11 protein-coding genes are annotated in these 19494 nt (G+C 61.5%); 5 read left to right on the top strand and 6 right to left on the bottom strand.

What is annotated here, in order from left to right:
* Positions 1–200: 200 nt before the first annotated feature.
* The 3 genes from ACN2XU_RS22750 to ACN2XU_RS22740 form a co-directional block, all read right to left on the bottom strand.
* Entirely contained in the window at positions 201–602 is a 402-nt protein-coding gene (locus ACN2XU_RS22750; protein WP_419412650.1) for a hypothetical protein, read from the bottom strand.
* A 138-nt stretch (positions 603–740) separates the two neighbouring features.
* Positions 741–1208, bottom strand: coding sequence for a hypothetical protein (locus ACN2XU_RS22745; RefSeq protein WP_419412649.1), 468 nt, complete (start codon positions 1206–1208; stop codon positions 741–743).
* 727 nt (positions 1209–1935) lie between these two features.
* Positions 1936–3990: a hypothetical protein gene (locus tag ACN2XU_RS22740; protein ID WP_419412648.1), complete on the bottom strand. Its 2055-nt coding sequence runs from the start codon at positions 3988–3990 to the stop codon at positions 1936–1938.
* A gap of 352 nt (positions 3991–4342) precedes the next feature.
* Between ACN2XU_RS22740 and ACN2XU_RS22735 the strand changes: the two genes are divergently transcribed.
* Positions 4343–4906, top strand: coding sequence for a hypothetical protein (locus ACN2XU_RS22735; RefSeq protein WP_419412647.1), 564 nt, complete (start codon positions 4343–4345; stop codon positions 4904–4906).
* Between the two features lie 144 nt (positions 4907–5050).
* Here the strand turns inward: ACN2XU_RS22735 and ACN2XU_RS22730 are convergent, their stop codons facing one another.
* The 3 genes from ACN2XU_RS22730 to ACN2XU_RS22720 form a co-directional block, all read right to left on the bottom strand.
* Positions 5051–7723, bottom strand: a complete 2673-nt coding sequence (locus ACN2XU_RS22730) for a DEAD/DEAH box helicase (protein ID WP_419412646.1) — start codon at positions 7721–7723, stop codon at positions 5051–5053.
* Between the two features lie 2 nt (positions 7724–7725).
* Positions 7726–9252 (bottom strand): site-specific DNA-methyltransferase, encoded by a 1527-nt coding sequence (locus ACN2XU_RS22725; protein WP_419412645.1) that lies wholly within the window; start codon positions 9250–9252, stop codon positions 7726–7728.
* 263 nt (positions 9253–9515) lie between these two features.
* On the bottom strand, positions 9516–10244 hold the full coding sequence (locus ACN2XU_RS22720) for a hypothetical protein (protein ID WP_419412644.1): 729 nt from the start codon (positions 10242–10244) through the stop codon (positions 9516–9518).
* A 1073-nt stretch (positions 10245–11317) separates the two neighbouring features.
* Between ACN2XU_RS22720 and ACN2XU_RS22715 the strand changes: the two genes are divergently transcribed.
* The 4 genes from ACN2XU_RS22715 to ACN2XU_RS22700 all read left to right on the top strand — a co-directional run bounded on the left by ACN2XU_RS22715 (position 11318) and on the right by ACN2XU_RS22700 (position 19446).
* Positions 11318–11824: a hypothetical protein gene (locus ACN2XU_RS22715; protein WP_419412643.1), complete on the top strand. Its 507-nt coding sequence runs from the start codon at positions 11318–11320 to the stop codon at positions 11822–11824.
* Between the two features lie 306 nt (positions 11825–12130).
* A complete protein-coding gene (locus ACN2XU_RS22710; protein WP_419412642.1) occupies positions 12131–12448 on the top strand; it encodes a hypothetical protein in 318 nt (105 codons plus the stop codon).
* Between the two features lie 292 nt (positions 12449–12740).
* Positions 12741–18755, top strand: a complete 6015-nt coding sequence (proA, locus tag ACN2XU_RS22705; RefSeq protein WP_419412641.1) for an anti-phage protein ProA — start codon at positions 12741–12743, stop codon at positions 18753–18755.
* A 55-nt stretch (positions 18756–18810) separates the two neighbouring features.
* Positions 18811–19446: a hypothetical protein gene (locus ACN2XU_RS22700; protein ID WP_419412640.1), complete on the top strand. Its 636-nt coding sequence runs from the start codon at positions 18811–18813 to the stop codon at positions 19444–19446.
* Positions 19447–19494: the final 48 nt, after the last annotated feature.

The following is a 19494-nucleotide window of genomic DNA, read 5'->3' as shown; positions in this document are numbered from 1 at the left end:
CACCAGAAACCGGCGTGGCGGCAGCACTCGGTAGCGACGCCATTCGCACATGATCTTGTGATGTCGGCAGGTTCCGGAGCGTAGGCAATGTTGGCCGCAGGGCGGCCAACAGACGTGCGACTATTCAGCATTTCCCTTCAGGTGCTGGTGGGATGGGGCAGGGGCCTCCCCGCAGTCTTCTGAACGCGGGGAGGCTTGTTTCAGCTTTGCTGGCCCAGACGCGCGCGGACGGTCACCTCGGCATGTATACGGTCCATGACGTTTTGCCAGGTGGCGCGCACGGCGCTGAGTTCTTCGGCGATGATTGCGCGGGCATCGCGTTCGTCACCTTCCAAATCGTCGCTGTAGATGTATCCGAGCAGGTGGTCGATTGCGTCGATGAGGTCACCGTCCGGCGTTTTGTCGTGCATTGCGATGGCATGCAGCACATCGACATCGTCCATGAACAGACGGACCGTTTCGACCGGTAGACCGGAAAGGTTGCAGAGTGCGATCCGCAATCGCGGATATATCTGAGCAATGGCCTCGGCTGCCTGGCGCATCGGATCACCGTTTGGGTCCTGCACGTGGGTCAGGCGGATTTTTGCGGGAATGGAAGTCATGTTGGTTTCCTTTGTGAAAGAGAGCGGGGCACCGTGTCCGGCCCCCACAAGGGCGGGTCGGAGAAGGTGCGCAGGTCGCTGGTTATCGGGAGGTAGAAGGCGCTTGACGCGTCGCTTTTGAGTGGTTGTGGCCGCGCGTCACACCTGGAAACGGTTGCGAGAACTACGGCGTCGATCCTGGCGCCGCGGATTGAGCCCGCGGCGCTCGGCTTCGATACGGCTCGCATCATCCGACCAGGTCGAGGCGATGCGGTCATACAACATCCGGGCGCGTTCAAGCGGGGCCTCCGTCAGGCTGCCGATCACCGGGGTCTGCGACTGACCGCCTTTCAGCCGAGCATCCGTTCGCGGGACACGCAGCCGCCGCGTGAGGACGAAACGGCTTTCCCGATCAAGTCCACATTCCGCGAACTCCTGTCTGAGACGGATCTCGTAGCCGCCATTGGCGTCTGTGTCCGAGCTCGTGCCGTAGGCGAGCAGGAGCTCATCGTCGGTCGCGTCGAGGACGAGGCTGGGGCGCGGATAATCCCCTTCCCGGTCATGGAAGGGAAACCGAAATGACACAATGTCACCGGTGGAGATCTGGGTCTTGGAAGCTTGAGACATGAGACAATCCTCTTTTGAAGGCACCGGCCCTGGCCGATGCGGTGGCCGCAAACACCGCATGGACCGGGGCCGGTGCCCCTGCCTGTGCCTTGGAATTGCTCGCGTCCCGTATGTCGTTGGCCCAAGAAAAAGGGGTGGCGTTTCCGCCACCCCCGGTATCCCTCAAGGGGACAAATCACGTTCAAGGCGCCACATGGCTTTCCTGACCCCTCAAGGGGGTGTGATCACTCTCAGCCGCCTACGCGGCGGCTCATTTGAGCTGGGCGATGCTTCTGCTGATGCAAAAACATGGTTCCCACTCTCTTCTCAGCCGCCTGCGCGGCGGCTCAAGCGGACCGGGATTTGGCCGTCGCCAGCTCTTATCCCCGGTCCAAACCGCCTGCGCGGCGGCTCAGGTGGGACTGGGAGCAGGCTGCTGCCCGCCTGCTTCCCAGTCCCGAACCGCCTATTCGGCGGCTGTCTCTCTCCCTATTCTGGATATGGTGCTTTCCGATCTTCCTCGGAAATACATTTCCAGATTTTTTCACCCGTCCTTCGATAAACTATAACCGTTTCGATTTCAGATCGGTGATGGTCCCGAAGGTGGTGCGGGGTTTCCCCGCTCTCCCTTTTTTTCGGGAGGCAGCGCTGATTGGCGCTCAAACACTATATGGGTTCCTCTCGAGTGCGCGCAAAATGGATTTTCGGAAATTTTGGATTTTTCTTTCGCCAGGATCGGAAAGCCGAGTCAGTCCCGGAACAGGACTGTCGGCACGGGCCGCCCGCCGCCTTGCGGTGTCAACTCGCTGACTTCGGCGGTCCAGCCTCGTGCCGAGCAGATGCGCCGAACCAGCGCGACGACATCCTCTGAACACCGTCCGCGCCGAAAGTTCTTTGCCTTGCTTTCCGACGGAAAAGCGGCGGGAAGATCCTCGGTGAGACCCTTGGCCGACAGCCGGAGAGACGCAAGGCCAGCCATTCTCGCAGCGGTGATGGCGGGTTCAAGCGTCGCACGACCCGTCGGGTCGGGTTCACCCGAGATCTCGGCTATCAGGTTGTCGAAGGTGGTGGTCCGTGTCACGGGAAAGGTCGGTAGGGGCTGTTTCGACAGAATGATCACACGCTTTTCGCGGTCGGGTGACGCAAGGCGTAGTCGCGCGATCGCCTGTTGCGTGCCGCATTCGCGCGTCTGAGCGAGGAGGGATTGTGCCCGAGCATCGGGATGGTTGCGGCCCCTGGCCGGGATCAGGCGGCCGTCAGTCATCAGGCGGTCGAGAACGGTCTCGGGCAGAGCGCCATCGGTATGCGCGGCAATAGTGTCGCGGTCGTGACAGAATACAGCCCGGGCCTGATCCTCGACCGCGGGAAGCGGCGGTTGCAGGCGACCGATGATGATGACCGTATCGTGCGCCGCATAGGCATTGAGCCCCTGCATCCCCGGCCCGAAACACCGCCAGTCGACGGCCGCAATCAACGCCGCAGTTCCGCGGTCTCGCTCGAAGGCGTCTCTAACCCGCGACGTCGACACGACGAGGACCTTGGCGCCGGGTTTCCGCGTTACCTCGGTATCGATGACCGCTCGGATGTGTTGCCGTGCTTTTGCGCCGGTCTCGCCGGTGCACAGATAGCTGTCGGACATCGTGCGGTCCGACAACTGAACGACGTCCGCTTGTGGTTTGACGTCGATACTGTGAAACGCGCAGCCCGGCGCCAGACGATCGACGATCATGGGGTCTGCATCCGCGTCGAGCAGCATGAGCGGCGCATTGCGGGGCAGGGGCTGGCAATCATAGATGCGGACCATCTGTTCTTCCCCATCGTGAAGGGACAGTTGATTGCCCGTCAGGCCACCCGTTTCCGCGAGAAGGTCGAAGATTTCCGCGCGAAACTGGGCACTCTGGTAGCCGATCAGATCGAATTCGCTCATGCGACGGTCAACGCCGTGCCGCGGCTGGCTCGGCCAGATCTGAAGTGCAGGGGTGGCGGCGCGTTCGGCCTCCGCCAGTTGGATCAACGTTTCGGTCTTTACGCCTTCCCTTTCCAGCCGTGGCATGATCTGGACCCCTTCGGACAGTGCCATGGCGATCAGTTCCCGGACCCGTGCGTGGGTTGCGCGCAGCTGGCTGTCGAAGGTCGAGGGCGTGGGCGCCAGAAACCTGTCGAGGCTCAGCTCCCGTATCGAGGACATGGTCTGCCAGACCTTTTCGTCGATGACGCGCAGGGCGACGCGCGCATCCTTTGCAAGCGGACTGGCGATGGTCAGGTAGGTGTGTGCGAGGAAGGTAACATGGTGCTCGGTGATGTCGTGCTGCGCCAGATAGGCGCAGTTTGCCGCACAATGGGCCTCACGGAGGTCGCCCGAGAGCGTTCCTTTGCGGCACACCGCGCGCGTGATGGACGGAACAGCACCGCGAAGGCGCTGAACGAGATCAAGCGCGCTGCACATCGGGGCATCGGTTTCCGGATTTCTGGCGGCGCGACCGCGGATCACGCGATACGGGACATGCGGAGCCAGCTCCCTGAAATCCCGCGCGGCCTGCGCCGCAAGATCGAGCGTCGGCATGTAGATCAGGACGTGGCCGCGTTCCAGCAGGGCCTCGGCGTGATCCGCAATGGCGCGCAGAGCCGTGCTTGTCTTGCCCACGCCAGGCGATACCCGAAACGCGGCGGCCTCGGTCGCGTCGCCGTTCAGCGCGCGCAGGACAAACGCATCCATCTTCTCGGCGAGGTGTTTGCGGGCGACATCGACATCCATCCAGTTCGGGACGGTCGTGGCGGCGGGAAGGGTCGGCGTATGGTGCATGGAGACCTCCAAAGTGAGATCTCGAGAAACTCGGTAGAATGGTCTGACCTTGGAAAAAACAGGTGCCAGGTCATCGCAGTGGCGATGGTGCGTTTTGCCTATAGAGAGTCTTTATAGCGCATGCGCACCATCGTCGTGCGCGGGCCCCAGACGAAGGATAATTCCCGTTCAAGAAGGATGAATAAGCTGGCCGATATCCAGACGGTGGGCGAAATATTCTGGTAACCACGATTTCGATTTCCACCTGACCGACGGCCAATTCAACCACTTATTTTTTTCCAGACGGACACCCGACCGATTTCCTCCTTGCGGACGATGTGTCCGAGCAAGACGCCCCAAGGAGGAGCAAAAAATGGACTTTTACGCAATCGACAGCCTGTCCCTGAGTCCGGTGATCACCCAGGACGCCAGTGTCCTAAACCTGCAGCCGACGGAAGAAGGCATAACAGCGAAGCTGACGTGCTACTTGCAGTCGCCATGCGACGTCGAGGTCGATGCATTTTGCAAGGGCAAGATCCAGATCGGCGTTGTCAACCTCACCGGCTCCGAGGGCACCATGCCGTCCATCGTGTTCAAGATGGGCCGAGTGCTGCTGCACGCTGCCTATGCTCTTGGCGCGGAGGCGCCCGAACTTCGAGCGGCATTGGTGGCAGCCTTGGAAACTGCTGAGATGCCCGATGACCAAACGACCTGGCCCATTGTGATGGAGCTTGTGGACACCCGCCACCACGTCACGAAGGGGCTGCGCATGATCGGCCCGAACCCGAGGATTTGGGCGTCGTTTGTCAGGGGTTTGCAGGGATCGCAGGGGGTGGAACTCTGCGCGCAAGAGCGGATGCTTCAGGCGTGTTACCTGAGGTTCCCCACGAACCAATCTCTGCTCAAAGCCGCCCCTGTCACGCAGATCTTCCGCTGAGGTACTGGCACCGTCCGACACGGAACCGGTCCTTCGCGTGAGGGCCGGTTTCGCTGTGGATGGCCGTCTGATCTCCCAAGCGTTCCAGTTACCCCTTCCTGCTTGCCTGTCTGCAGCAGTAACGGAGACCGCGGAATCTCGGCATCACAGGATTGCCCGCATCTGTCCTCCGGCATCGACGCCATGGGCCATTTTCCTGACCATCAGAAAGACGTTCCCGGTCGTCTTGGCCCAGAGTCTGCCAATGCGATCCTTCTCACGGGCCTCGGGGGCGCCGACGAGATGTTCACCCTTGTACTCGACGACGAAGATCCTGCCATCGTTCAGCCGAGCCACGAAATCGGGATAGAACCTGCTGCCCACCCGGGGCAGCCAGAATGAGTCAGGATGTTTCGCTACGTTGCGGACCCAGACGTCGACCGCATCCAGACTGTCGAGTGACCACGCACATTGGAATTCATCACCGTTCAGGTCTCCGTCCAGCAACGGTGCGCGATCGGCGCCGAGAAGATGACGCTGGAAGCGCATCGCCCCGATGGGCTGGGTGGGCACCGTCCGATAGACCTGATCGTCGAACCGGACAACCGCTGCCGCATCAGACGTCGGCTTTGCCAGATCGTCGAACAGCATGATCTGATGGGCCGTCTCGCGCTCGATCTTGTGGATCTCGGCCACCTTCCAGCGGATGCGCGCCGCTATCTGGTGCTGCCAGTCAATCAGGGTTCGCGCGGTCACGCCTTCGCGTTCCAGAAGCTTGCCAATCAGACCCGCGATCCAAGGCTGCATTTCCGCGTCGGGGATCCAGCGATCTCGGCATTCGCGAGTCAACCACTGGACAAGCGACACCTCGATGTCGGCATCGTCAGGCATTGCGAGCCCGCTCAGCTGCGGCATCTCCTGCGTGGAGCGGCTGTACACCAGCTTCTCGCCCTCGAGGTCGATCACCACGACCTCCTCGTCGCGCCGGAAGGTCAGCTCTGCCTCGGTCAGCTCGGCGGGATGCTTCAGCAGAGACCATTCGACACGTTCATATATCGCGTCCGTGTCAGCCTCGAATACCTCTCCCTCCATCTCGACCAGAAGCCGTGGCACCTCGATCACCGCACCCAGCTCGGCGCGGGTTTTCTGCGCTTCGACCTGCGCCCGGTGCTTCGCCAGCTGCGCATCGAAATGCCCGTGGTCGGCATCCTGCACGACCGAGCGCACCGCCGTCGCCACGTCATCACTCACCGCGCCCTTCACGCCAACGGACAGCGTGCCATCCGCCTTCGGCACATAATCGACCCCACCTTCCTGCACGTCGTTCAGCGTCTGCCGTACCTCGGGCGTGTCCTGCACCGTCACCTGCAACACAGGCTTCGGTCGTACCGGGTCCGGATCGAACAGCCGCCCTTGGTCATCCTGATCGACGCCACGGGGTTGCAGGTTCTCGCGCACCTCCTCGTCGGTGAACCCCATATCAATCAGCTTGTCGCGCAACCCGTTCGCCGCCGCGGCAAAGTTCGGCTCGGACACATGCGCATAGGCGCAGTTCAGCGTCGGGTCCTTGCGCCGCGTTGCGTAGGGCATCCGCAGCACACGTCCCAGAAGCTGCTCCACCGCTGTCGTGCTGGACAGGTTCTGCGTCGCGCACAGCACATAGGCCGAGGGGCAATCCCACCCCTCCTTCAGCGCCGCCACCGTGATGACATGGCGCACCGGCACGCTCGGGTCACGAAGGTTCACGCCATCCAGTTCCCTTTGCTCCCCTGTCGCGATCTTGATCCAGGCTTCAGGGATCAGCTTCTCCTCCATGAGGTAGGCCTTCACCTCCTCCACCGTCGGATGGCCGTTTCTCGCCTGGGCCTGATACAGTGCCACGGGACGGATGAAGTCGCGGTCCCGCTTCGCCTTGTCCTCCAGCATCGCCCGCGTCGCCACCGTGGAAGACACCGCCTCGCGCCAGTCGTCATGCGGGCGCACCCGGATCGGCAGCTTGATCATCTCCTCGTCCTTCAAGGCCGAGGCGGTGACAGAGAACAGGATGTTGTTCACCCCGCGCGGCGTCGCCGTAAATTCGATGATCGCCGTCGGGCGGATGCGCGCCTGCACCTCGCGCGACAGGCCCGACACTGCATTGTGCGCCTCGTCCACGATCATCAGCGGGCGCTGATGATACAGAAGGTTGGAAAAGCTGTACTTGACCGCCCCCTCGCGCAGCATGTCATTGCCCGCCGCCTCTTCGGCAGAAACAACCTCCATCCCTTCCGTCGGCACGCCCGAGAAATGTGTTTCCAGTTCTTCATGGTGGGCATAGACGCGGCGGCCGACGGTGTTCGTCACTCGGAACGCCTGGATCGTCGACACCACCACGCAGGCGGACCGCGCCATGTCCTGCGGGCGCAGCGTCTCGAACTCCGCGATGTCGAACACCCGCACATGCCCGCCAAAGCTGTCGTCCAGCCGCCGCCGATAGGCGTGGTCGCGGTCCTTCAGGGCCTCCAGCGTTTGTGATTTGATCGCGTCCGAGGGCACCATCCACAGCACCAGCGGATAGGCCCGCCCAAGGTAGCTGCGTGCGGCCAGCCGGATCGACTCTGCCGCCAGCAGGGTCTTGCCGCCCCCGGTGGGCAGGCGCAGGCAGACATAGGGCACCTCGGGCAACTGATCGAGCGGGCGATAGGCGCGCGGCTCCATCTTGCGCCCCTCCAGACGAGCCTGCGCTTCCTGTTCCGCGACCGCGTGGGCAAAGGCGGCAGCAGGGCCAGAGGCGAGCGTGCGTGACAGGAACCCGTCCAGCGCATCCAGCGTCATTTGCTGGTAGGATTTCAGCAACATGGTCACACCCTCACCGCAATGTCATAGGGCGTCTGACGGAACAGGATGGCCTCCTGTTTCAGCGTCTCCGCCGACAAACGGCAGGCCGTGCCATATACCACCAGATCCCCGTCAAATCCCTCGGGCAGCGCGTCCTTCAGCAGGCGCAGCACCGGGCGGGTCAGCACGTTGCCGCCCTGCGGGGTGCGGTCCTTCAGGATGCCATTGTACAAAAGCGCCACCGCGCGGCCCTCATACGCGCCCAGCAGCGGGCTGTCGGGCACATCGCCAAGGGGCTGGCGGGTTTCGGAAAACCAGACATGCCGTGCGAGGTCGGCAAAGCGGATGGCCTCGTCGATCCGCCCATCGGCGTCATAGACCGCCTGACCCAGACGGCAGAAGCGGAAGCCGCCGCCGCCCTGCCAGCCCACATCTTTCGATATGCCGCCTTGTTCGCCGTCGATGACCTTTTGCAGGCGCGGGGCGCAGTGGGTGCGGGCATGCTCGCCCATCTCGATCCCGATCCAGCGACGGCCCATCTTGTGCGCCACAGCGGCGGTGGTTCCGGAGCCGAGGAAGCTGTCGAGCACGAGGTCGCCGGGATTCGTGGCGATGTGCAGGATGCGTTGGATTAGGCGTTCGGGTTTCGGGGTGGCGAACTGTTCTTCGCGTCCGAAAATCTTGGTGATTTCTTGCTTGGCCTCTCGGTTGTTGCCGACGCTCTCGTGTTCCCAAACGGTGGTGGGGGTCAGTCCGCCAAGCTCGCTTTCAAATCGCTTGCGAAACGGAAATGTTCGCCCTGTCTTGCCCCACCAAATTCGATTGTCGGCCCGCAATTCTTCGAAGGAGTCCCGTGACAACCCCCAATAGCGATTAGCCCGAGGCTTAAAGGTGTCGCCATGAGGGCCGACGACTTCGTAGTGCCCGTCGTTGTAAGGCTTCGATGCTGTCATATCTGAGCGACGCCAACGACCGCGCGGATCATCATCTGGATTCCAGAAATCGGAATCGCTGGCGCTTGTGCGTGATACCTTGTTCGGAACCCACTTTTCCCCGTTTTTCGCATACACGATCTTGAAGTCATGATCGTCAGAGAAATGCCGGGCAGTGTTGTTCCGCGCATGGATTTTCTGCCATATCACAGTGGCAAGGAAATTCCGTCGCCCGAAAATCTCATCCATCACGACCTTGAGGTAATGCCCCTCGTTGTCGTCGATCGACACCCAGATGGAGCCATCCTCGGACAGGAATTCGCGCAGCAGCATCAGGCGCGGCACGATCATCGCCAGCCATTTCGCATGCTCCAGGCTGTCGTCGTAATGCTCGAACGCGGATCGGGTGTTGTACGGCGGGTCGATGTATATGCATTTTACCTTGCCCGCGTAAAACGGCAGCAGTGCCTTCAGCGCCTCAAGGTTGTCGCCCTGCACCAGCAGACCCTGATCGCCATCGCCCTGCGACAGCTCCGGCACCTCGTCCAGCAGCCGATAGGGCACCCTGTCCGCCGCTCTCAGATCTTCGTCCCGTGTCAACCAGTGCAGCAGCGGCATACCCGTCCCCCGTCCCGCCGGGATCTGCCGCCCGGCTTGTCGCGGGCGACCGTATCCGACGCTTGGCGCGAAGGAAAGTCGCGGGGCGCGCGCGGGGGCTTGCGACGTGGGCATCAATGGCGGGGGAGGGGCGCCACGCCAGAACGACTTCCACCCATTGCAGAAGCCCTTCTGGCACTTGGATGATGCCCACGCCGTGCTCGCGGCATGGACATTTTTCTCGTCACCTGGCCGAGCCGGTTGGGTCGGCTCGGCCAAGGCGTTTAGATGTGGCCGCTCAGGGCACGGTTCCGGCTGCGTTTGGCGGTGTTGCGCCTCGCCTTCTCCAGTTTCGCCTGGTAAGGTTGGAACTGATCAAAATATGCCGACGTGTTGAAGCCTGCCCTTTCGGTCCCGTCCTTCTCGTCGACAAGGGCGACATATGCCGGGACCTCGCGCGCGTGGAGCTGGACGTAGCTCATGCGGAACAGCCGAATATCGACCTGATTTGTTTGGACAAACAGGTGGTGATGATAATCGATGCCGTTTTCCACAAAGGCTCCTGCCAGGTCCATCGGGATGCCGCCGGTCCCCTCAACGTCGCACCCGAAGACAAAGAAACCCTTGTCTTCAATGGCAGCGGCAATTGCATCACTCGGGTATTGCAGTTGGATGACCTGCTTCGCCATGACACAAACATCTGGTGTATTATATAAGACGTCTATGCAGGCGGCGATGTCGCCCAGCACGTCATCAAAATTGGTCTTCAGTGCCTCGATGATGCGTAGGACAAGATGCCTAAACTTGTCATGACTGACTCCGTTTGGTTTGAACCGATCATGCGGTAGAGTTGATGGCTTTTCGATTTGTTGCCATAGGTCGTCGGCGCCATGAGCACGACAGGCCATCATGTAGAAAAAATGTTCCAAGACTGCGTCAAAGAGCTCTTGAGGATGAATATTGTGTGCGGTTTCGCAGAATTCAGCGGCGATTAGGTTGGCGATAGGGCGCATGGAAGTCTCCTGTTGCAATGTGTGCAGGCGATATTAGTCACTGCTCGAAATCGAGAAGCGCTTTTCGCTCGTTTCTTTCACCTGCAAGGGTTTCGAGGGTGGGATCAGTGAAGCAGTTCGGCAGCCTCGGTTAGGTGTGGCTGCATGGTCAGGTTTGCGTTTGCGGGAGGCGGGGTGGGCCGCCCCGGTCAGCACCGTTCCGGGCCCCGGATCGGTATGTCTTCGGCATGGAGCAGGCGAGCGGCTATCACTTCGGCTTCGATCAGCGACACCAGTCGACCGGCGTGCCGCCTGGGTTTGCACCACGCGTTTTTTCTGGCGTAGATGATATTCCCAGCGGTATGGGCCTCTGCGGTTGTTCGAAGGATATCGTCGGGTGAAGGCCAGGTTGTCTCTGCAGTCGATCGATTGCAGTCAATATCGCGGATGCTCGCAATGGTAGTGCAGTTTTCAAAGAAAATTCCCGCTGGTCGGAAATACTGGTTAATATTGCACTATACAGCAAATATTTTGGATAGGTCGGGCTTCTACATGGATAATCCTCGTTGATGATGCTGGTGAATTTGCGTTATTTGAAGGGTCTGGGGAGGCTTTATCGAACCTTCACGAGTGAGGTTCGATAAAGCCTCCCCAGACCATAAAAAGCGACTTTGGCATCTTTTCGAAGCATCCGTTAACTATCCTTCCTAAAGCAATTTCTGGTGCTGCCAGAAAATTTTGATCCAGGGAGGAGTTGTGTTTCGCGATAGGAAGCGCCGTGAAAATAGGATTGACCTCGGCCTTCGGTAATGTTGGGCCCGCTGACGGTTTCGTGCACGGTGGTGTTTTTCTTGGCGGCATGTCTTGGTACGATACAGTCCAGTGACAAGCCTTCGTCAGGCAGGCGGCACCAATCGGTCGGTTACTCCGGGGGGGTATTACGTCAACTGAAAAGAGTCGCGGTCAGCCCTCGGGGCGCCTGGCGCTGTCGACGAGCATCACCGAAAAACTGGGATTTCTTTTTTGGATCGACCGCGATGGAACCATCTCCCCCTCACTGAAGCATGGGGCTTCAGCCACGACAGGAGATTCTCGTGACAAACGCAAAACTTCTGCTGGAATGCATCTACGAAAACGCCGAGATGTACCACCAGTGCGATGACGAGGGTAACTACGACTTTACCCAAATGGGGTGGACCGCCAGCGATGCGATGGACGTCTACGAACTCAAGACCACCGCCGAAGGTCTTTCTATCATAGAAATGCTGCTCACCGGCAAGCTCAGCTACGAGGAGGCCTCCTCCATGGCGTACGAGATCGACGAGACGCCGGAACAGGCCAAAAATGGAGAGCTCGTGTACGACCTGCAATACGGGCATGGCGAATACTTCGACAGCGGGCAAATCTACCGTCTTGAGGATGGTAGTTACTTCGTGTGGCGGTCGTCGCTCAGACCGCAGAACCGCGCGGAGCGTCGCATCTCCGCCGAAGAGTACGAAGCCTGGGAGAATTACGTGGAAGAAATCTTTGAGGGGCAGTCCAGGTACAACTTCAATTCCATGCCCTACTTCGACCGGTTCGTCGAGGGCGAGGGTCTCTGAGAACCAGCACGGATCCAGTCCCGCGACACAACAGACCCGCCGAGCGCCCGTCTGCGCTCGGCGCTTTCGTTTGGCCCATTGGACTGGCGGCTGGCAACGTGACAAAACGCTTGCAGGGAATTCCCTCGAATTATGTCGGCGCCCTCACGCTCGAAACCATCACGCGGCGCTGCGAAAGGTCGCCTGACCACCGAGACAGCTTTTAGAAGGTTCCGGCCCTGACTTTCTTGGGTATTCCTCCCCATGGTTAAGGGATTGCGAACGTACAACTTTCCCGGCAGGATAGACGACGCAGCTCAGAAGAAGATGAGCCGTTCGACCGAAACTCGGATGATGGGCGCGTTTCGTCAGTCGGTGTGCGGAATCTCCAGCGCGACCTTCGACAAGCGGCGCGCAACGTATGCGTTGGCAACAAAAGGGGCAGGGGCCATGAAGCCGAGCCATCCAAGATCGCGTGCGCACAGCCTGACATCAGGTAGTGCAACTTCTGCATCCAAAGCCGTTGAGGATACCGCCGTGGATCAGCTCCACGCGCTCAAAGGCGTGGTATATTTTTCCGTCAGTGATTATGCCGGCCGGATGGACGACGACCTTTTCGACGTCTTGGGTGGAGCCGATCAGTAGGCTGTCCCTTGGTTTACGGCCCATCCTTCGCGCTATGCGCAGGGGCTTTGACCGGGTCGTCACGGCCATGGCCATGCTGGTCCCCAAAGCACGTGGCTCTTGGAGCGAGGTCAGGCAAATGAAGAAGGAATTGGCATTGCGCGCATTAAGATAGCGGATCGCGCGATTTTCTGCCGCAGCGGGGTATGACGTTGCGCAATAGAAACTCGGAGTCACCATCCTTCCTGCTTGCAGGCAGGTTGTATGGCGATACTCTCCAAGTTGAAGGCTGTTTTGTCGCGAGGGTATTTTGATGTCGGATCTAATTGCAATCGAGGGATCGACCGAAGAAGTGGCAGCAGCCTCGGTGCCTATCCTGAACGCTGAGTTCTCGCGCAAGATCACCTTCGCCTCGCATCAGAACGACGTCGCCGTCCTGCTCGAGTTGAGCGTCGAGAACCCGTCTGAAGCTCCACTTGAGGACCTGTGCCTGTCGGTCTCTGCCGACCCGGCGATCTTTGGCGCGCGGGATTGGACCATCGACCGTCTGGATGCAGGGGCCAGGTTGCGGATCGAGGATCGGCGTCTGCCGTTGTCCGGGGGACTGCTGGACAAGCTCACAGACCGACTGCGCGCCGACGTCCGAATTGTCCTTCGGCAGGGAGAGGAGATCCTTGCCGAGACGACCGACACGGTGGAGGCGCTGGCGCGCAACGAATGGGGTGGCGCGCGCTACATGCCGGAGCTTCTTGCGGCGTTCGTCACGCCGAACGATGGATTCGTGCAGAAGGTCCTGAAGGATGCTTCGAAGATCCTGATCGAGGGCGGACGCGATGGTTCGATCAACGGCTACCAGTCGAAATCGACGCAGCGGTCATGGGAGTTGATGTCAGCCATCTGGGCGGCCGTCAGTGCGCAGGGGCTGACATATGCCGTGCCGCCAGCCAGCTTCGAGACGACCGGGCAGAAGGTCCGTCTACCCTCCGATATCCGCCACACAGGCCTGTCGACTTGCCTTGATACCGCGCTGCTCTTTGCAGCCGCCTTCGAGCAGGCGGGGCTGCATCCCGTCGTGGTGTTCACCAAAGGACATGCCTTTGCCGGCGCTTGGCTGCAACCGGCGTGGTTTCCGACAATGACGGTCGATGATCCGCTGGTGGTTCGAAAGGCCAAGGACCTGCGCGAGCTTGTCCTGTTCGAGACGACGCTGGCCACGGCCGGGCATCCGCTGCCGTTTACCAAGGCGATAAACGAGGCCAACCGGCAGATTGCCGAGGAACACGACGCGGATTTCGTCTATGCACTGGACATCCACCAGGCACGAAAACGTGGCATTCAGCCGCTTTCGTCGCTGGCCGAGGTGGGGACAGGGGATGCGACCGCCCCGACGGCGGCACCGCCTCTGGACATCCCGCCCGACGATCTGCCCGCTTTCGAGCAGGCGGACGACCTCGACCTGTCCGAGAAAACACCAGAGGAACGGCTGGCCACGTGGAAGCGGAGCCTGCTGGACCTGTCGCGGCGCAACCGTCTGCTGAATGTCAAACCCTCGTCCACGGCGCTGCCGATCTTCTGCCCGGACCCCGGGCGGCTGGAAGACCTGCTGGCCGGTGGTGCCCGCCTGCGACTGACCCCGCCGCCGGAAAAGGGTCCCAAAGGCAGCGACAGTGACCGTGCCCAATTCACCCTGCGCACCGGAGACGACTGGGCGCGCAACCACGCGCTGGATTCGCTGGAGCGCAAGGAAATCATCGCCAATACCGATCCCAAGACACTGGAGAAGGCCGGGATCGACCTCTATCGCAAGGCTCGGGCAGACATCGAGGAAGGCGGCAGCAACACGCTGTTCCTGGCGCTTGGCATGCTGCGCTGGACACCCACGGGCACCAGCAGCGATAGTCGCGCGCCGATGATCCTCGTCCCAGTTCGTCTGGAACGGGCCAGTGCCCGGTCGAAGCCGGTGCTGGTGCGACATGATGATGACACGGTGTTCAACCTGACCCTATTGCAGATGCTGAAGCAGGATTTCGGCATCGACATGCCGGATTTGGCGGGCGAGCTGCCGCGTGATGACAGCGGGGTTGACGTGGCCCGGATATGGGAGCTGGTGCGGCATCGGGTGCGCAACGTGCCCGGGTTCGAAGTGACCGAGGACGTGATCCTCGGGACCTTCTCCTTTGCCAAGTACCTGATGTGGAAGGACCTTGCCGACCGTACCGAGCGCCTGAAGGAGGCGCCGCTGGTGCGCCACCTGATCGACACGCCGCGCGCGCCCTTTGCCACGCCGTCCTCCTTCATCGAGCCGCGCGAGATCGACCGCCGGATTGCGCCGTCGGATGTTTTTGCGCCGCTGAATGCCGACAGCAGCCAACTGGTTGCGGTGCATGCCTCGGGGCAGGACGGAGATTTCGTGCTGGAGGGGCCGCCGGGCACGGGCAAGTCCGAGACCATCGGCAACATCATCGCGCACAATCTGGCGCTGGGGAACCGGGTGCTGTTCGTTTCCGAGAAGATGGCCGCGCTGGACGTTGTTTATCGACGCTTGAAGGAAGTAGGCCTTGGCGACTTCTGCCTCGAGTTGCATTCGAACAAGGCGAACAAGAAGGCCGTTCTGGATCAACTCGACAGTGCCTGGTCCAGTCATGACACGCTCGATCAGGCGGAATGGGTCAGGGAGGCGGAGCGGCTTGCCGAGTTGCGCGATCGGCTGAACGGGTTGGTCGATGCTCTGCACGCTCCGGGACCGGCAGGGATCAGTGCGCGCGATGCCATGGGGCGGACCCTGCGCTACGGCGACTTGCATCGCGTCGCGCTCGATTGGCCGACACGGCAGGGTCCTGTGAGCTTCGCACCTACGCCGGAGGCATTCGAGGGCCTTTGCACTGCGGCCCGCAGGCTTGGCCAGAGATTCAGCGAAACGGAACCTGAGGATTTCGAAAGCTTCGCCGGGATTGGAACCGAGGAATGGAACTTCGCCTGGCAGGGGCAGGTGGTAGAAGCCGCGCGGCGGTTGGGGCAAGCGGCGCAGGCGCTGCTTGATGCCCGAAATGCCCTGGCACAGCGATTGGACCTGACCGGAACGGCGTCGCGCGAAGAAGCCGCGGCGCTGGCAGATCTTTCCTTGTGTTTCCCGCAGTGCCTTACCACCGACCTCGGATTTGCGCTGACGCCGGAGGGGCGGGGCGCGGTCGAAGGTCTCACAGCTTTGCTTCCCCTGCTCGAACGCTGGCAGGAGGTGCGCAGCGCACTTCCGAAAGGTTATCGCGATGAGGCCATCGCCATGGCCCCGATCTCCGCATGGATCGCCGAGCGGTCCGAAGCTCAGGGGCGCAGTTTCCTGACCCGGGGCGGAGCCCTGAAGAAGCTGCGCGCGGTCATCACAAGCCAGATTGGTCAAGGTGGCGAGACACCGGAGAACGATCTGGAAAAGTTGGCGGAACTGGCATCGCTGCACCGGCAGATGGCTGAAATCGCGGGCGACTTGCCCGAGGGCACGCCTTGGAAAGGGCTCGGTACCTCGGTTCAGTCGTTGCGGGCTGCGATCACGGGTGGGGAGGCCTTGCGCGCCTCGATGTTGCGCCTTGGCGATGCCGGGCATGATATCGTAACCCTGCGCGCGGCACTGCGGTTGCGCCTGTGTGAGGGGCGCGATCTGCTGGAACCGGGAGGTGCGACGGACCGTGCCGGTGCCGATCTGCGGGCTGCGCTGGACAGTTTCATTGCCGCTGAGGCGGATTGGCATGGTCTGACCGTGGCCGGTGGACAGAAGCCGGAACCACAGCCGTTGGAGCAGGTCATTGCATCGACTGCGGCAATCGCCGACCGGGCGCGGCGGCTCAATGCCTGGTGCGGCTGGGTCTCGGCCCGCCGCGATGCCGAGGAAAAGGGCCTTGGGGCGCTCGCCCGTGCGTTGGAAACCGGCACGCTGGACCACGAAGAGACGGTTGAGGTTTTCCGCACCGCCTATTGTCGCTGGGCCGCGCCAGAGTTGATCGACGCCAGTCCGCTTTTGCGCCGGTTTTCGGCAACGACCCATGCCGCCGACATCTCGGATTTTCGCAGGCTGGATGCGGCCTTTGCCGGTTTGACGGCTGCCTATGTGCGAGCGCGCCTGTCGGGCGAGATACCGGATCGCCAGACTACAGCGGATCCGGGGCTCGGCGTGCTGGCGCGGCAATTGCAGCGCGGTGCTCGGGCGGCACCGGTGCGCCAATTGGTCAAGGAGATGGGCACCTCGCTCACCCGGTTGACGCCCTGCCTGATGATGAGCCCCCTGTCGGTGGCGCAGTTCCTGCCAGCAGAGTCAGAGCTTTTCGACCTGGTGGTCTTCGACGAGGCGAGTCAGATCACCGTGCCCGACGCTATCGGCGCCATCGCGCGCGGGCAGCGCAGCATCATCGTCGGCGACCCGAAACAGATGCCGCCCACCAATTTCTTTTCCAGAGACGCCGGGGATGATGACGGCGACGGCATGATCATGGCGGATCTTGAAAGCATCCTCGACGAGGCATTGGCCGCCCGCGTGCCGCTGCACCGCCTGACCGGGCATTATCGCAGCCGGCACGAAAGCCTGATCGCCTTCTCGAACCATGCCTATTACGACGGGCAGCTTGTCACCTATCCCTCGGCTGATACGCGGGACACGGCGGTACGTCTGGAACGGGTCGACGGCGTCTATGCCCGGGGTAAGGGTCGCAATAACCCGCAGGAAGCGCAGGCGGTCGTGGCCGAACTGGTTGCGCATCTGAAGGACCCGGCGCGGCGGCATCTGTCCATCGGGGTCGTGACGCTGAACACGGAACAGCAGCGTCTTGTCGAAAACCTGTTGGACGAGGCGCGGCGGTCCGATCCATCGCTTGAGAAGTTCTTTGGTCCCAACGTCTCAGAGCCGGTCTTCGTCAAGAACTTGGAGACGGTGCAGGGGGACCAGCGCGACGTCATCCTGATTTCCATCTGCTACGGCCCGACGGAACCGGGCGCGCAGACCATCTCGATGAACTTCGGTCCCTTGAACCAGAAGGGGGGCGAGCGGCGGCTGAACGTGGCGATCACCCGCGCCACAAGCGAGGTGGTGATCTTTTGCAGCTTCGATCCGGCGATGATCGACCTGACACGTACGCAATCCGAGGCGGTGCGGGATCTCAAGCACTACCTCGAATTCGCTGCTCAGGGCCCGGCAGCGCTGGGGCGGGCGGTTCGGTCGCATGCTCACAGTGACTACGATTCCGATTTCGAGATGGCTGTGGCTGAACGCCTGCGGGCCAAGGGCTGGACGATCCGGACGCAGATTGGCGTGTCGAAATTCCGCATCGACCTTGGAGTGGTGCATCCCGACAAGCCCGGTGAATTCCTTGCCGGGGTCGAATGCGACGGGGCAGCTTATCATTCTTCTGCTTCGGCGCGTGACAGGGATCGCGTGCGCCACATCATCCTCGAACGACTTGGGTGGCGGCTGTTGCGGGTCTGGTCGACGGATTGGTTCATCGACCCGGATACGCGGCTGGAGCAGCTGCATCACGATCTCGAAGCCCTGCTGGAGACGGTCCGCGAAGCTGATCGGCTTGCCGAGGAGGCTGCTGCATTGGCTGTCGAGGAACCCGTAGAACTGGAGCACGGCGATGAGCAGGCGGAGCCTTCGGAACACAAGGACGACGTTGTGGCCGATGATGTCGCGTCCACGGCGTTGCCCGTGCCGGATCCTGCGCCTGTCGCCCACGACCATCCCACCGAAGAACCGGATCGTCCATTGGCGGCGCGCATGGCGGTAGAGGACACCTCGATTGCGCCGGAACTGGATCTCGGGGACGCGAGACAGCCTGATCTCGACCTCGACCCTGACTCGTTCCATGCGCCGGGCTACGCCGTCACATTGAGGTTGCTGGCCGCGCAGTATGTCGTCGAAGAGGCTCCGATCACTTTCAAACGGTTGAGCGATCTGATCGCAAGGGACCACGGATTCCAGAAGACCGGTAAAAGGATTTCATCGACCATCTGGCATGCCGTCGAGCGGGTTGCCCCGAGAACCCGGTCCCCGGATGAGCATTGGATCTTCTGGCCCGAAACGATGGAGCCGACCGACGTCCTGCCGTTCCGCGGCCTCGAAGTTTCTGGGCGTCTGCGGCAGTGGAAAGAGGTTCCCTTGCCGGAAAAACTGGGCCTCATAAGCGAAACGTTGGACCAAACACCCGACGAACTGGCGGAAGCTGTCGCGCGTGTACTTGGCTACGGACGCGTCACACAATCCTTCCGGTCGGACATTGCCAAGCTCGCCGCGCAACTGGGGCAGGGCGAGGATAACCCTGCTTTGGACGACTCCGAGCCGGAATGAAGGAGTGGACCCCATGAAACGAGCAAATTTCACAGCGGCGGTTGCCGGACTGTTCATGACGGTTCCGGCCTGGGCTCAGGATGCGGATTTCACGGCCGATATTGCCGAGATCACTCAACGTATTGCCGACGCCGAAAAGGTGGCGGCCAGCTACGACGGCGAGGTTGTGCAGGCTCTGGCACAATACCGTCTTGAAGTTCTGAAGATGAACCGCGCCTTGCTCGAAAATCGGCAGTTGAGCGCTGAGGCGAGTCTTTCGCCGGACCTCGTGGTGCCCTCGATTGCTCCCGATCCGGCCCGTGCGGCGGAAATCCTGGCAGATATCCAAAAGCAGACTGATGTCGTCGCTGCAGCGGAAGCCGAGGCGCGCTCCAGTGGTGGTTTGGTTCAGGCAATGGCTTTGACCCGCGCCGAAACCGAGAAGCTGGCGCTCGCCCAGCTGAGACTGGCCTGGTATCAGGCGCAATACGGCATCGCCACGCCGCAGTTTGCCGCCTCGCAGCCGCCGGCAGTCCAGAATGCCAGCACCGAGAAAGATCCGCTCGACACGGAGACCAGCGCTCCAGTCTGGGCGGATCCAGATTATCCGGATATCGACTACACTTCGGGTCTGTTCAGCGGGCTTGCCAAGGAAGGTTTCGTCATGGCCGGATGGTACGGCATGAACCGCGCCGGGTTTGCCGGAGGCTGATTGTCGTTAGTTACGCGGCCATGTTTTCAGTTTCCAGAGCTGCGTAGA

Origin of the sequence: Pacificoceanicola niger (genome assembly GCF_048553275.1) — a bacterium.
Lineage (GTDB): Bacteria > Pseudomonadota > Alphaproteobacteria > Rhodobacterales > Rhodobacteraceae > Pacificoceanicola.
The sequence above is the reverse complement of the archived record's forward strand: the minus strand, read 5'-3'. Positions and strand labels throughout refer to the sequence as shown.

Coding starts and splice junctions, on each gene's coding strand:
- ACN2XU_RS22735 (WP_419412647.1), top strand. CDS start 4,343: ATGGACTTTTACGCAATCGACAGCCTGTCCCTGAGTCCGGTGATCACC.
- ACN2XU_RS22700 (WP_419412640.1), top strand. CDS start 18,811: ATGACGGTTCCGGCCTGGGCTCAGGATGCGGATTTCACGGCCGATATT.
- ACN2XU_RS22710 (WP_419412642.1), top strand. CDS start 12,131: ATGAGCCGTTCGACCGAAACTCGGATGATGGGCGCGTTTCGTCAGTCG.
- ACN2XU_RS22725 (WP_419412645.1), bottom strand. CDS start 9,252: ATGCCGCTGCTGCACTGGTTGACACGGGACGAAGATCTGAGAGCGGCG.
- ACN2XU_RS22740 (WP_419412648.1), bottom strand. CDS start 3,990: ATGCACCATACGCCGACCCTTCCCGCCGCCACGACCGTCCCGAACTGG.
- proA (WP_419412641.1), top strand. CDS start 12,741: ATGTCGGATCTAATTGCAATCGAGGGATCGACCGAAGAAGTGGCAGCA.
- ACN2XU_RS22745 (WP_419412649.1), bottom strand. CDS start 1,208: ATGTCTCAAGCTTCCAAGACCCAGATCTCCACCGGTGACATTGTGTCA.
- ACN2XU_RS22720 (WP_419412644.1), bottom strand. CDS start 10,244: ATGCGCCCTATCGCCAACCTAATCGCCGCTGAATTCTGCGAAACCGCA.
- ACN2XU_RS22730 (WP_419412646.1), bottom strand. CDS start 7,723: ATGTTGCTGAAATCCTACCAGCAAATGACGCTGGATGCGCTGGACGGG.
- ACN2XU_RS22750 (WP_419412650.1), bottom strand. CDS start 602: ATGACTTCCATTCCCGCAAAAATCCGCCTGACCCACGTGCAGGACCCA.